The following is a 14119-nucleotide window of genomic DNA, read 5'->3' on the forward strand; positions in this document are numbered from 1 at the left end:
TATAACCTTGCAAAATTACGATATTTTTTTGAATTAGTCCAAAATACCTTCCAAATCCAATAAAAATGCATATTCCTGAGCATCTTCTTTTAAGGATTCAAATCTTCCGGAAGCGCCTCCATGACCAGCATCCATATTAATATTGAAAAACAATTTAGTATCATTTTGTTTAAGAGTTCTAAGCTTTGCCACCCACTTTGCAGGTTCCCAATATTGCACTTGAGAATCGTTTAAACCAGCAGTTACTAAAAGGTGCGGATAATCTTGAGCCTTCACATTATCATATGGTGAATAACTTTTCATATAATCGTAATAGTCTTTATCATTTGGATTTCCCCATTCATCATATTCTCCTGTTGTTAAAGGAATGGTATCATCAAGCATTGTAGTCATAACATCAACAAATGGGACTTGCGCAATAATACCATTATATAACTGTGGTGCTTCATTTAGAATAACTCCCATTAATAAACCACCTGCACTTCCACCCATTGCATATAAATGTGCTGCAGAAGTGTAGTTGTTATCAATTAAATACCTTGAGCAATCTATAAAATCTGTGAATGTGTTTTTCTTTTGTAAAAGCTTTCCGTTTTCATACCAATCTCTACCTAAATATTCACTACCTCTTATATGAGCAATCACATAAATGAAACCTCGATCTAACAAACTCAATCGTATTGTTGAAAAATAAGGATCTATTGTAGACCCATAACTTCCGTAGGCATATTGAAGCAATGGTGCATTGCCATCTAGTTTAGTGTCTTTGCGTCTTACTAACGACATTGGAATTTTTGTTCCATCTTGAGCTGTTGCCCAAATTCGTTCTGACGTGTAATTATCTTTATCAAACTTTGGGTCTAAAACCTCCTGTTCTTTTTTTATTTCTCTCTCCTTAGTTCGCATATTGAAATCAATAACCGAAGCTGGACTAGTAAGCGAATGGTAACTAAATCTTAAAATTTCGGTATCAAAATCAACATTAGTTCCTGCATTTGCTGTATAGGTTTCATTATCAAATGGCAAATAATAGTCTTGGGTTTTATCCCAACGCGTAATTCTAATTTGATTTAAACCATTTGCACGCTCACTAATCACTAAATAGTCCTTAAAAATTTCAATATCTTCAAGTAATACCTCATCACGATGTGCAATAACCTCAACCCAATTGTCTATTCCAGTTTTTGTTTCTGAAGTTTTCATGAGTTTAAAGTTGGTCGCTTTATCTTTATTTGTGAGGATGTAAAACTGATCTTCAAAATGTGAAATACTGTATTCTAATCCGCGAATACGACGTTGAAATAGTTTAAAACTAGTATCTGGAGTATCTGCATTGAGAAAATGAAACTCATTTGTTAATGTGCTGTAACACGCAATAATTATATATTTTCTTGACTTCGTTTTATAAACTGCTGCGCCAAACATATCATCTTCTTCTGTAAATACTAAAACATCTTGATCTTCAGAATCTCCAATTTTATGCTTATAAATCTCATTAGATCTTAAGGTTTGTTCGTCCTTTTTAGCGTAGAACAATGTCGTATTATCATTTGCCCAAGTAGACGAACCTGTTGTGTTTTCTATAGCATCTGAGAACACTTCATTAGTAATCAAACTCTTAATTTGCAATGTGTATTGTCGTCTTCCTGTAAGATCCATACCAAAAGTAATCATGGTATTATCTGGACTCACACTTAACCCAACTAACCTAAAATAAGCATGACCTTCGGCCATTTCATTACAATCAAAAAGCAATTCTTCCTCAGCTTCTAAAGATTCTTTTCTACGCGTATAAATTGGATAGCCCTTTCCTTTTTCATATCTAACAATGTACCAATACCCATTATATTTATAAGGCACAGAAGAATCATCTTCCTTAATTCTAGCTTTCATCTCCTCAAAAAGCGATGTCTCTAAGTCTTTGGTGTGAGCAGTTTCTTGCTCGTAATAATCATTCTCTGCATTAAGGTAATCTAAAACATTTTGGTCATCTCGTTGATTGAGCCAAAAATAATTATCTGTTCTTAAGTCATTATGTTTTTTTAATTCCTTCGGAATTATTCTAGCTACAGGAGCTTCAATGGTTTTCTTCATATATATATCTTCGGAAACTAATGCGATAGCATTTTTCTTTTTAAAAGCCTTGCAATTTAGTAATTTTGTGTTTGAACTCAATTAATAATTTTTAATACACAATTTTATGTTTGGAGATATGATGGGAATGATGGGCAAACTCAAAGAAGCTCAAAAAAAAGTAGAAGAAACGAAAGAGCGATTACACACTGTTTTAATCGATATGAAAAGTCATGACGAAAAAGTAAAAGTAACTATTTCAGCAAATCGTACGATTAAATCTATTGACATTGATGATGAGTTATTACAAGATAAAGATATGCTTGAAGATTATTTAATTCTAACTATTAATAAAGCGATAGCTCGTGCGACAACAGTTCATGAAACTGAAGTTGCTGCTGTTGCTAAAGAAGGAATGCCAAATATTCCTGGAATGGATTTGTTTAAATAGAATAGTTTTTAACTAAAACTCATTTAAAACCTCCAACAAACGTTCATGCATCACATCTGTATAATCCAGATGTGTGACCATACGTAATTTATTGCTTCCCATACCAATAATTTTAATTTGCTTATCTGCTAATTGGTTGATAAACTCGCTTTCATCAACATGAGATTCTAACTCAAAAATAACGATGTTGGTTTCTATTGGCTCTACTTTTCGGATGATGGATAAGTCTTCTAGAACTTTACCAATCTCTTTAGCTCTATTATGGTCGTCGCCTAATCGTTCAATATGATGATCTAAAGCATATAATCCTGCAGCAGCCAAATAGCCAACTTGCCTCATATTACCGCCTAAGACCTTTCGTACTCTTATAGCATTTTTCATTATTGCTTCATCACCAATCAACACTGAACCGATAGGACAACCTAAACCTTTACTAAAACATACAGAAATCGTATCAAAAAGATCTCCATACTGTTGTGTTGTTTCTTGTTTTGCCACCAAAGCATTCCAAAGTCGCGCACCATCTAAGTGATATCCTAAATCATGATTCGTACAAATAGTTTTTATTTTTTTTAGTTCTTCAAAATCCCAGCACGCTCCTCCTCCTTTATTCGTTGTATTTTCAACTTCTACTAATGTGGTTTGACTGTAATAAAACGCATCTGGATTAATAGCGTCTTTAACTTGAGCAGCAGTAAACATACCTCTGTGTCCATCTAGTAAATGGCATGAAATCCCACTATTAAATGAAGCTCCTCCAGCTTCATAATTGTAGATATGAGCATATTTATCGCAAATGACTTGCTCTCCTGGATTTGTGTGTAAGTTTAAAGCGGTTTGATTTGCCATACTTCCTGAAGGAAAGAACAAAGCTCTAGGTTTGCCAAACATTTCTGCTAATCGTTTTTCTAAGGCATTAACTGTTGGATCTTCTTGAAATACATCGTCTCCTACCTCAGCAGTCATCATAGCTTCCAACATTCCTTTTGTTGGCTTTGTAACTGTATCGCTTCTTAAATCTATAATCATATTTATGCTGAATTTATTCAGTATCTATTTCCCATGACATCGGGAATCTTTTTTAGTTAAACATATTTTAGTAGGCTTCAACTGCACTTCGACTACACTCAGTGACCACGATCAGCCTGACACTAGGCTTTAATTCTCATTATAATTGCAAAAATCACTACCTATTGGTGAACCATCAGGTATTTTTGGAGCGTTTTCTATTTTAAATTCTTCTGGATCTTCTCTAAATTCTTTTATGAGAAGTGAAAATTGTGACGCATAAAGCGATGGTTTCTTTTTATCTGCAAGATAATCTCTAAAAAGTGAATTTATAGCATCATTTGCTTTTGCTTTCACTTGAAAAAAGGATGTATCACTTATTGCTAAATTCATGAGATGCAATAACACACGTTCATTTATTAATTGCTGAATTTCATCTTTATAAGCATCATTATATGTTTTTCCGAAGGAAGCATCTAAAATTTGTTTCAACATTTCATCAAAACCTAACTGCTTATCATCTAAACTTTTTTGCTGAATCATTCTATTAGCACGTTCTGGATGTAACAACAACTTCAACGTCATATCACTTGCTGTGGCTGCTGCACTCATGGGATCAAACGCAACTCCTGTTTTTCCTTTAAATGATTCTCGCGATCTATAATATGTATAAGCTCGTGGAGGAAAGAGTTTTAATGTGTTCTTCGGAATGGCTAACGCTTCAGCAGAAATTGTATTTAAAATTTGAATTAAAGTCTCTTTTTGAATGTTGACATCAACTGGTTCTACAATCATTTGACCATCTCCTTTGACTGCGTAGTTATAATCCAATCCGCCAACAACTTTAGTTGCTGCTTCTACTTGAAAACGATGGAAAAAATAAAGTGGCACAAACACATCTTCTAAAACTGAATACGGTTCACCTTCACGAATATTATCCGCAGAAAAATTTGAAATCGCTTGTGCTCTTACTTTTAGTACATTTTCTAACTCTTCGGAAGCACTTTTACCATTATCCCAAAGATGTGCAAAGGCATGTGCGCCACCTTGCGCTCTAGCATCAGAATCTGAAATAAATTTTAAACCTTCACGTTCTGCAGCTTCAAGAATTGTTTTTAAATTATCTTTTTCTCTTAGGTTGTCGTTAAATTCTGAATACGAATACGCTACAGTTACCTTATCCCAAGCTCCTATTCCAACAGCATAAGCGTTTGAAAAGTTGATATTTCCGTCGTTAATAGAAATTGTAGGATGCGGATAATCCATAACCGAAGCTCTACCATTTGCGCTCGCAACAAAATTATGTGTAAACCCAATTGTGTGTCCAACTTCATGTGCGCTCAACTGTCTAATTCTTGCCAAAGCCATCTCTAACATTGGCTGATAATTATCATCGCGCTCAGCAAACGGTTTGTTCATCAAGGCTTGTGCAATCATGAAATCTTGACGAATACGTAAACTCCCTAAACTCACATGTCCTTTAATAATTTCGCCAGTTCTTGGATCTATAACACTTGCACCATAACTCCAACCTCGTGTTGAGCGATGAACCCATTGAATCACATTGTAGCGACAATCCATAGGATCTGCATCATCTGGTAACATTTTAACTTGAAATGCATTTTTATAACCGATGGCTTCAAAAGCGTCATTCCACCAATTGGCACCTTCGAGCAAAGCAGAACGTACTGGTTCTGGTGTTCCTGGGTCTAAATAATAGATGATAGGCTCAACGGCTTCACTTGGATTCAATAAATTACCATTTGGCTTCTTTTTTTCTAACCGATGACGAATGATATAGCGCTTTCTAATTTGTTCTTGTATTGGAGTTGCATAATCTAAATAAGATAAAGAAATTGCTCCACTACGCACGTCAAATTCTCGCATTTTAAAGTTGTCATCTGGTAGTTCAATAAAACTATGATGTTGTATTACACTAACTAAAGATGCTGTTGGTGTCACACTTCTAATGTTTCTACCTTTTGGGTCGCCTTTAAACGTTAATAAGGCTTCAAATTCTACATTTTTTGGGAATGCTTTAGTCCGTTCTAAGGACAAAGCACTTTTGCTTAAATCTAGTCTGTATGAACCCTCTCCTTTTAATCTACTTTCAACATTATTTGCATCTTGCAATAAAAAAGGTGTGAGGTCTATAAAGTATGTCCCATTATTATGTTCTTCAATTTTAAACCCATAAAGCACCGATTTTGCAAAGGCTTGTTCTATACTTTTTTTCTCCAATTCATTATCTGTAATTGCTCTATAATTCAAATTAGGCTGAATGAGTAATAATTTATTTCCTGCTTTTTCAAATTTCACTATTCGTTCTCGACCTATTTGTCCTCTATCTAACCCAATATCATTTGAGCCGACTCCTGTTGCTAAAGAATTTACATATAGAAACTCTTTGTTTAAATCACTGACCTCTAGATAGATTTTATCTGTAGACTCTTCATAATGGAAATTAAAAAAGCCATCATAATCTTTTAATTGTTTTGTGTCTAATTTTTGTGAAAAACCATTTAGGATTAAGAAAAACGTGATTAAGCTAAGGATATAGTGTCTCATTGTTGTGTTTAAGGTTTAAATTTAGTTATTTTTAGCCTAATAGTAATTGTGACTTCATAAAATAATTTGTGTCTAAATTATTGTTAAACTTATGGTTGCAAATTTTGGTTTGTTTCTATATCAATTATCAAATTATACTGAAAGCCCTAATAAACAGAATAAAAATAATTTTCACCCTTATCATAAATGGTCGTCTAAAACCTATTTTTGAGGCTATTTCAACACGACTATTTTCTACAACAAATTTCATTGGTCTAGAGGTGATACCTGAACAGCTTAATAGTTATGAATCAATGCTTGATATGGTTATAAGACCCTTTGAAGACTCAGATATTAACTCACTTAAAGAAGAACATAGGCATGCACGTTTGGTAGAAGCTAAAATCCCAAATTGTTATGTAGCAACTACTATTGATAATTCTACAGTATATAGACAATGGCTTTTTAAACATGAACAAAATGATGAAATTCTAAAGTATTTTGGACCAATTTTTCCCAAATTAAAAGAAAATGAAGCCATAATTGAAGGTGTTTTCACGCATGTTGATTATAGAGGAATGCGTATTATGCCAAATGCTATGTATCAAATTTTAAAACAAGAGCAATACAAACATCTCAAAAGAGCAATAGCTTTTGTTAAAGATCGTAATATTGGTAGCCTTAAAGGCTTTTATCGCATTGGTTTTGTGCCTTATATTGTTAGGCAAGAAAAATGGTTTTTCTTTAAACGTACTGTGTCTTTTATTCCGCTTCCTTCAGAAATTCAAAAAGACTACTCACAATTAACATCTACACCATCAATTTAAACATAATTAGGTTTTAATTTTTTCTGAACAATTTAAATATTAATTTTACCAAAAATTACTCATAATGATAACATCAGATCAAATAAAAGATCTCAATACACGCCTCGATAAACTTAGGCACTACCTTTGACATTGATGCCAAATTAATAGAAATTTCTAACGAAGAAGAACAAACTTTTGACCCAAATTTTTGGAATAACTCAAAAGAGGCTGAATTAGTCATGAAATCTATTAGAACTAAAAAGGCTTGGGTTGAAGATTACAATACATCTAAAACACTTATAGAAGACTTAGAAGTTATTTATGAATTCTTTAAAGAAGATGAGGCTCCTGCAGAAAACGTTCAAGACCGTTACGACAAAGCTTTACTCCTTATAGAAAAATTAGAGTTCAAAAACATGTTATCTGAAGAAGGAGATTCACTAAGTGCTGTGCTACAAATTACTGCAGGTGCTGGTGGAACAGAATCTTGTGATTGGGCAAACATGCTGATGCGTATGTATTTGATGTATGCTGAAAAAAGCGGATTTAAAATAAAAGAGCTCAACTATCAAGGTGGTGATGTTGCTGGTATAAAAACCGTAACTTTAGAAATAGAAGGTGATTATGCTTTTGGATGGCTTAAAGGAGAAAATGGTGTACATCGTTTGGTAAGAATTTCTCCTTTTGATAGTAATGCTAAACGTCATACAAGTTTTGCTTCGGTATATGTGTATCCTCTAGTAGATGATACTATTGAAATTGATATTAATCCTGCCGATATAGAAATTACAACAGCACGTTCAAGTGGTGCTGGTGGACAAAATGTTAACAAGGTAGAAACCAAAGTGCAGTTAACTCACAAACCATCAGGAATTCAGATTTCATGCTCTGAAACACGTTCGCAACACGATAACAGATCTCGTGCTATGCAAATGCTAAAATCTCAGCTTTATGAAATAGAATTACAAAAGCAATTAGCCCAACGTGATGATATTGAAGCTGGCAAGATGAAAATTGAATGGGGAAGCCAGATTAGAAATTATGTCATGCATCCATACAAATTAGTAAAAGATGTGCGTTCTGCTCATGAAACTGGAAATGTAGATGCGGTTATGGATGGTGATATTGAACCATTTTTAAAAGCATATTTAATGATGATGGGTCAAAAAGAAGAAAACCCTAACGAATTATAATTAAAAACAGACAATGATTACAATACTTCACAACCCAAGATGCAGTAAATCTAGAGAAGGTTTAAACGTTTTAGAAAATTCTGGCAAAGATTTTGAAGTGATAAAATATCTGGATGAGCCAATTTCCGAAGAAGAATTGAAAAACATCATTGCTCTTCTAAAAATCAAACCCATTGAACTCGTTAGAAAAAATGAGGCGATTTGGAAGTCTGATTTTAAAGGAAAACCATTAACAGATGCTCAAATTATAAAAGCTATGGTTACGCATCCTAAATTAATAGAGCGTCCTATCGTTATTAATGGAAAGAAGGCTGTTATTGGTCGTCCGTCACAAAACATATTAGACATTTTGAAGTGATTCAAACCTATTACATTTGATACAATGTTAAAAATTTAAAGCACTTCTATTTAATTATTACAAAATGAAAACAGTACTTATCTCAATTTTTTGCTCAGTAATATTTATGAGTAACGGTTTTTCTCAAGCTAAGGCAGAAAAAGACAAACTCAAATATGAAGCTGAGATGGAAAAGAAAAAGAAAGAATACATCAGTGAGTTTGTTGGAACTTTAAAAGTTGATGACTTTCAAAAGGAAATCATCAAGCAACAAATGGAATCCTATTTCACAGAATTACAAAAAATTAATATGATTGCTGGTCTACGAGATTTTGAAAGAAAAACGTATGTTCAAAATCTAGATGATAGCCATTTTAGAGATCTAAAAGCCATGATTACTGAAGAGCAAATGTCTAAAATCATGGATGCTTTAAAAGGCAAATGGGATCGTAGCGAAGAAAAAAAGAAGAAAAAGAAAGAAAAAAAACGTAAAAAGAAAAATAAATCTTAATCCTTTTTTTCAATAAACTATACTTTCAATTTAGAAGTTTAAATTTCTATTTTATTTAACACACTATGCTTTTTTGTTTAACAAAACATTAACCAGTCAATATATCTAGTAGTTCTAAATTTGTGGATTAATAATCATACAAACCTTAACTGCTTGAGAATGTTACACAAAACTACTTATTTACTACTATTATCATTTTTAACCTTTGCATTTAGTTTCGCTCAAAGTGAAATCATTGTTTCTGGTACTGTACTAGATATAGATGGGAATTATCCATTAGAATATGCAACAATTTCACTTTTCAGTAAAAAAGAAAATAAGATTATTACTGGAGGTATCACAGATGCTAAAGGCGAATTTAAAATAGAAGTCGCACCAGGTGTTTATGATGTTAAGGTTGAATATCTTTCATACAAAACCAAATCTTACGAGAATAAATCACTTACTAAAGATATTAATTTAGGTACTGTTTCATTGTCTCTTAATCTAGAAGCTTTAGATGCTGTAGAAGTTATTGCAGAAAAGACAACAGTAGAAATAAAATTAGATAAAAAGATATATAATGTCGGTAGTGATTTAACTGTTAGAGGTGGTACTGTGAGTGACGTTTTAGATAATGTGCCATCGGTTTCTGTAGATGTTGAAGGTAATGTTGCCCTTCGTGGAAACGAAAATGTTACCATCCTTATTAATGGTAAACCTTCTGGATTAGTAGGTTTAAATTCTACAGATGCACTTAGACAATTACCTGCAGAATCTATTGAGCGTGTAGAAGTCATCACTTCACCCTCTGCTCGTTATGATGCTGAAGGTACAGCAGGAATTCTAAATATTATTTTACGTCGTAGCAAACTACAAGGACTTAATGGAGCTGTAACTTTAAATGCTGGAGACCCAACACAAGCAGGTGTTTCTGGAAATATAAATTATAGAACTGGAGATTTCAATTTCTTTAATACTTCTGGATATAGTTATAGAGAATCTCCAGGTAATGCAACTACAAATACCGAATATTTTAATGGTGATGATCCTAGTACCTTTTTTAAAGAATCAAGAGAATTTGACAGACAAAGCAAAGGCTTTAATACCAATCTTGGTGTAGAATGGTATATCAATGAAACGACTTCGGTAGTGACTTCGTTTGTGTATAGAGATAGTGACCAAAATAATAACAACACAAATACCATCCAAGAGTTTGATAGCAATAGCAACCTTATCACTGAGTCTATACGTTTAGATCCAGAAGAAGAAACGGATGCTACTAGACAATATGCTGTTAATTTTGACAAACAATTTAATGGTAATAGTCAGCATCGTTTAACCATAGATTTTCAATATGAAGATAATGGTGAAGAAGAAAAATCTATCATTGCTCAAGATGGAAATGCAGCAGAGCGAGTTAAAACCATAGAAAATCAAGATGAAATTCTCTTACAATTAGACTATACTAAACCTATTGGAGAAAAAAGTAATTTTGAATTTGGTTTCAGAGGAAACTATGAAGAAACAGATACAGATTACGTTTTAGAATTTAATGAAAATGGCGATTTTGTTATAGACAATGATGTGAGTAACAATCTTATTTTCCGTCAATATGTAAATGCATTATACACACAGTTTGGCAGTAAAGTAAAAGATAAATTCTCGTATTTATTAGGACTTCGTATGGAGCAATCTCGTGTGACTATAAATCAAATTACCACAAACGATTTGCAACGTAAAAATTACACAGGACTCTTCCCTACTGTAAATTTAGGTTATGAAATTTCTGAAAAACAAAATTTAACCTTAGGATATAATCGTAGAATTAGACGTCCTCGTTCTCGTTATATTAACCCGTTTCCTTCTAGAAGTAGCGCAACTAACATCTTTCAAGGAAATCCAGATTTAGATCCTAGTTACTCAAATTCATTTGATTTTGGGTATTTGAATCGCTTCGGAAAAATAACTCTTAACTCTTCTATTTATTACCAACAAGCTACAGATGTCTTTACATTTGTAACACTTGACACTGGAGAAACAACGGTAGTTGGCGGAACAGAAGTACCAATTATTAGACGTTCTCCAATTAATTTAGCTACTGATGATCGTTACGGATTTGAATTCACTCTAACTTACAGACCATCAAAAAAATGGAACCTTAACGGAAACATCAACTTATTCAAATCAAAAACCGTTGGAATATATGAAGGCACAGATTTTGGAAATGAAAACTTTAGTTGGTTTGCAAGAATTAACAATAAATATACCTTACCAGGAGAGATAGATTGGCAAACTCGAATATTCTATCGTGGACCTAGAGAAGATGCTCAAAGCACACAAAAAGGAATTCTATCAACAGATTTAGCGTTTAGTAAAGATTTATGGAAAGACAGAGCCTCTATTGCATTTAACGTAAGTGATGTCTTTAATACTAGAAAACGACAATCCACAGCTACAACTGATACTTTTATTAATGATAGCGAGTTTCAATGGAGACAACGTAGTTTTAATGTCTCATTCACTTATAGATTTAATCAACAGAAAAAGAACCAACGAGAACGAGGAGATTCTGCAGGAGATAATTTTGATTTTGAAGGGTAGTTTTTTTCAGTTGGCAGTTTGCAGTCGCAGTATTCAGTGCTTACTCTTATGTGCTTTAATTGCCTTTAGAAAACATAATTAAAATTCCTTCCCTTTTTTCAAGGGAAGGTGGATTTGATTTCAGCTAAGAAATCAAAGTCGGAAGGGTAATAATATTTAAGTAATCATTAATAAAACAATCTAACCACCTCGTATTCAATCTCTTTTATGAGAGCGAATCGAATCCTCCTTAAAGAGAAGGGGAATAAAAAAGAATAAGACAAAAAAAAAGGAAACCAAATTGGTTTCCTTTTTTAATATCTATATAAAAGTAAAACGACTACTTAATGAGTGGCAGCTTCACGCTTAGCTTTCTTTTCTTCTTTAATTTCATTTAATCGCTCAATAAGCGATCCACCAATCCAATAAGGAATTACAAATGTGATGAGAAATATCATCAACCAGAATCCTAAAGTTAATATGCTTAAAAAAGCTAAAAATCCTAAATATTGGTCAAAATCAAACATGTTCTTATTTTTTGTTATCGCAAAGATATAATAAAGGGATTTGTTTTGCAATAGTAAATTTGAGTTTTATTAACAGGGTTGTTAAGAAATTTTGGTAGCTTCTTTTTTACTGTTCCAAATACTATTAACACAGTACTTTTAAAATTCTTTATTCATTTATTACTATATCTTTAAATAGTTTATGAATAATCTCTTGATATTTTTGATGTTTTAAAACCATCAACGTAACCATCGCTTCATCTTAGGAAACGTTTCAGTATCACAAACTCCCATCCATTCTAAAAGTGGCAATCCCATATATACTCCACTCGTAAATTGTTCTATAAACCAAGGTGAGGCATTTTTATAACCTTCTGAATGAAACACTACTTTTGGGTCTAATTTTAAATGATCTAATGCCGCATACGACCATAATATAGCCACAATCTCATCACCTAAACCTGGCCAATCCTCTCCTATTTTATTTGTACCAATTAATGGTCTCAGCTGTTTTTCTGTCACTGCTATATGACCAGCTTCATGTAATAAGTCTCCTGGATATTTTAGCTTTTCTTCATCTACGAGTATGGTTTGCCCTTGGAGTTGTAAACCTGGTAAAAAGGTGTTATCACCTAAATTTGCTTTGATCACGTCAATTCCTATCTCATTGAGAAAACTAATGATGTGGTTTTTAATATCACTTTTTAAATTCATGCTTTATTATTTAAACACTTCCTTATTTACTTTTGGCGCACTACATTCATGACAGTATCAAACTTATAACAGCTTATTATACTTGGTGTTTTAACACTTTTTACAGCTAGAATTTTACTCATATGAGTTTTCAAATCTGCATCACTCATGTTTGCTACGCTTTCATAAATAGACTGCGTAGAATCTAAAACTTTATAAGTCTCTTTAAACGTATAAGATAAATTCCCTTTAAACTTAAATGTACCAAAATCATTTACAGTTGGTACTGCATAATATGTTTCAAAATCTAAAATATCATAAGTAACATCATTATATGTATACATTTTAAATCCAGGATTATTACCATGACCAATCGTAATACCTGGTGTAGACATACTTATCGCAATTAAACTATCATTTTGCACGGATTTGCTTGAGTACAAACGTCTAATCCCATCAAAATGTGTATGACTTGTTAATATGCCTTTGATTTGAGCTTTCTTACCTTCAACTAAATTCAAAAATGCATTTTGAAGTGTTAATAAATCTCCATTTAAGTTGGTGACTTTTAAATAGGGATTCCACATAGGTCCAGGTACATTATTACAACCTTTTTTGTTTTTATCAAAAACTGCATAATTATCAATTCCTGGTGGAATATGCATCATCATCAAAATAGGTTTATTAGTTTTAATACTATCTAACGTTTTCTCTAGCCAATGAAATTGCTTTTCAGCAGCTGCTTGTTGGGTTACACCATCCTGACTTACATAGTAACTTTTTGTGAATATGACCGTATTTAGTGCTATAATTTTCAAAGTATCAGTACCAATAGCTAGATCTGTAGCATAATATCCAAATTTACTTCTGAAATCTGTATCAGATATTTTGATCTTCCCTTTAGACTCGTGTAATATTGGCCAAGGATCAAATTTATTTTTATCTGTGGAAAATGGAGTAACACTATCTCTATTTTGAAAAGACGCATAATCTCCACCTAACGAATCATTATTACCTGGCAAGTACAACAACGGAATATTTATATTAAGCGAACGTAAATGTTCTAGCATGAGTGTTACATTTTTTACACGACTAGTATCACAATGATGCGGTAAATCACCCAAGTACACCATAAATTTTGGTTGTTCTGCTTTTATGACAGCTTCTAGTTTTAATTTTGTTCTAGCCCAAAGTGAATCTCCTGTATCATTACCTCTTCCAAATGTCACATTACCTGCATCACTATTTAAATGCACATCAGACAATGCTAAAAATGAGCTTATTGAACTTTTTGTCTTCATTGTGTCTATGACAATCTCTTGATCAAATGAGTGTATTATCACATCAGTTTTATTGTCTTTACAGTTTAAAAATAATGCCAATAAAAAAATAACGATTATAACAAGTTTGAATTTCATGAGTTACATTG

12 protein-coding genes are annotated in these 14119 nt (G+C 32.7%); 6 read left to right on the forward strand and 6 right to left on the reverse strand.

All coding sequences use genetic code 11. From position 1 onward, the window contains the following. Nucleotides 1–33: 33 nt before the first annotated feature. Nucleotides 34–2094: a S9 family peptidase gene (locus WNY78_RS14215; RefSeq protein WP_342873938.1), complete on the reverse strand. Its 2061-nt coding sequence runs from the start codon at nt 2092–2094 to the stop codon at nt 34–36. A gap of 106 nt (nt 2095–2200) precedes the next feature. Between WNY78_RS14215 and WNY78_RS14220 the strand changes: the two genes are divergently transcribed. Beyond that, nucleotides 2201–2524, forward strand: coding sequence for a YbaB/EbfC family nucleoid-associated protein (locus WNY78_RS14220; RefSeq protein WP_342873877.1), 324 nt, complete (start codon nt 2201–2203; stop codon nt 2522–2524). 12 nt (nt 2525–2536) lie between these two features. On the opposite strand, the gene WNY78_RS14225 is transcribed toward WNY78_RS14220, so the two are convergent. Together WNY78_RS14225 and WNY78_RS14230 are read right to left on the reverse strand one after the other, a co-directional pair. Next, nucleotides 2537–3553 (reverse strand): GntG family PLP-dependent aldolase, encoded by a 1017-nt coding sequence (locus tag WNY78_RS14225; RefSeq protein WP_342873878.1) that lies wholly within the window; start codon nt 3551–3553, stop codon nt 2537–2539. Nucleotides 3554–3682: 129 nt separating this feature from the next. Further along, a complete protein-coding gene (locus WNY78_RS14230) occupies nt 3683–6100 on the reverse strand; it encodes a zinc-dependent metalloprotease (protein WP_342873879.1) in 2418 nt (805 codons plus the stop codon). A 68-nt stretch (nt 6101–6168) separates the two neighbouring features. Here WNY78_RS14230 and WNY78_RS14235 point away from each other — a divergent pair, with 68 nt between their 5' ends. The 5 genes from WNY78_RS14235 (at nt 6169) to WNY78_RS14255 (ending at nt 11512) form a co-directional block, all read left to right on the forward strand. Further along, nucleotides 6169–6906, forward strand: a complete 738-nt coding sequence (locus tag WNY78_RS14235; RefSeq protein ID WP_342873880.1) for a hypothetical protein — start codon at nt 6169–6171, stop codon at nt 6904–6906. Nucleotides 6907–6970: 64 nt separating this feature from the next. Beyond that, a protein-coding gene (gene prfB / locus WNY78_RS14240; RefSeq protein ID WP_342873881.1) for a peptide chain release factor 2 occupies nt 6971–8081 on the forward strand; the annotation gives its coding sequence in 2 pieces (ribosomal slippage) (nt 6971–7033 and nt 7035–8081; 1110 coding nt in all). 13 nt (nt 8082–8094) lie between these two features. Further along, complete coding sequence (gene arsC, locus WNY78_RS14245) at nt 8095–8439, forward strand: arsenate reductase (glutaredoxin) (RefSeq protein ID WP_342873882.1); 345 nt, start codon at nt 8095–8097, stop codon at nt 8437–8439. Nucleotides 8440–8503: 64 nt separating this feature from the next. Then, on the forward strand, nt 8504–8929 hold the full coding sequence (locus WNY78_RS14250; protein ID WP_342873883.1) for a hypothetical protein: 426 nt from the start codon (nt 8504–8506) through the stop codon (nt 8927–8929). A 159-nt stretch (nt 8930–9088) separates the two neighbouring features. Then, on the forward strand, nt 9089–11512 hold the full coding sequence (locus WNY78_RS14255; RefSeq protein WP_342873884.1) for a TonB-dependent receptor: 2424 nt from the start codon (nt 9089–9091) through the stop codon (nt 11510–11512). Between the two features lie 323 nt (nt 11513–11835). Here WNY78_RS14255 and WNY78_RS14260 read toward each other — a convergent pair whose 3' ends face one another. From WNY78_RS14260 to WNY78_RS14270, 3 genes are all read right to left on the reverse strand, one after another. Beyond that, a complete protein-coding gene (locus tag WNY78_RS14260) occupies nt 11836–12018 on the reverse strand; it encodes a hypothetical protein (RefSeq protein WP_342873885.1) in 183 nt (60 codons plus the stop codon). 219 nt (nt 12019–12237) lie between these two features. Then, nucleotides 12238–12711 (reverse strand): hypothetical protein, encoded by a 474-nt coding sequence (locus WNY78_RS14265; RefSeq protein ID WP_342873886.1) that lies wholly within the window; start codon nt 12709–12711, stop codon nt 12238–12240. Between the two features lie 26 nt (nt 12712–12737). Next, entirely contained in the window at nt 12738–14108 is a 1371-nt protein-coding gene (locus WNY78_RS14270; RefSeq protein ID WP_342873887.1) for a metallophosphoesterase, read from the reverse strand. Between the last annotated feature and the right edge of the window lie 11 nt (nt 14109–14119).

Source organism: Psychroserpens sp. AS72, from assembly GCF_038900375.1.
GTDB lineage: Bacteria > Bacteroidota > Bacteroidia > Flavobacteriales > Flavobacteriaceae > Psychroserpens.

What these genes read in the sequence shown, in the direction of transcription:
- WNY78_RS14250 (WP_342873883.1), top strand. Translation starts at nt 8,504, where the DNA reads ATGAAAACAGTACTTATCTCAATTTTTTGCTCAGTAATATTTATGAGT.
- WNY78_RS14255 (WP_342873884.1), top strand. Translation starts at nt 9,089, where the DNA reads ATGTTACACAAAACTACTTATTTACTACTATTATCATTTTTAACCTTT.
- WNY78_RS14270 (WP_342873887.1), bottom strand. Translation starts at nt 14,108, where the DNA reads ATGAAATTCAAACTTGTTATAATCGTTATTTTTTTATTGGCATTATTT.
- WNY78_RS14215 (WP_342873938.1), bottom strand. Translation starts at nt 2,094, where the DNA reads ATGAAGAAAACCATTGAAGCTCCTGTAGCTAGAATAATTCCGAAGGAA.
- WNY78_RS14225 (WP_342873878.1), bottom strand. Translation starts at nt 3,553, where the DNA reads ATGATTATAGATTTAAGAAGCGATACAGTTACAAAGCCAACAAAAGGA.
- WNY78_RS14260 (WP_342873885.1), bottom strand. Translation starts at nt 12,018, where the DNA reads ATGTTTGATTTTGACCAATATTTAGGATTTTTAGCTTTTTTAAGCATA.
- WNY78_RS14220 (WP_342873877.1), top strand. Translation starts at nt 2,201, where the DNA reads ATGTTTGGAGATATGATGGGAATGATGGGCAAACTCAAAGAAGCTCAA.
- arsC (WP_342873882.1), top strand. Translation starts at nt 8,095, where the DNA reads ATGATTACAATACTTCACAACCCAAGATGCAGTAAATCTAGAGAAGGT.
- WNY78_RS14265 (WP_342873886.1), bottom strand. Translation starts at nt 12,711, where the DNA reads ATGAATTTAAAAAGTGATATTAAAAACCACATCATTAGTTTTCTCAAT.
- WNY78_RS14230 (WP_342873879.1), bottom strand. Translation starts at nt 6,100, where the DNA reads ATGAGACACTATATCCTTAGCTTAATCACGTTTTTCTTAATCCTAAAT.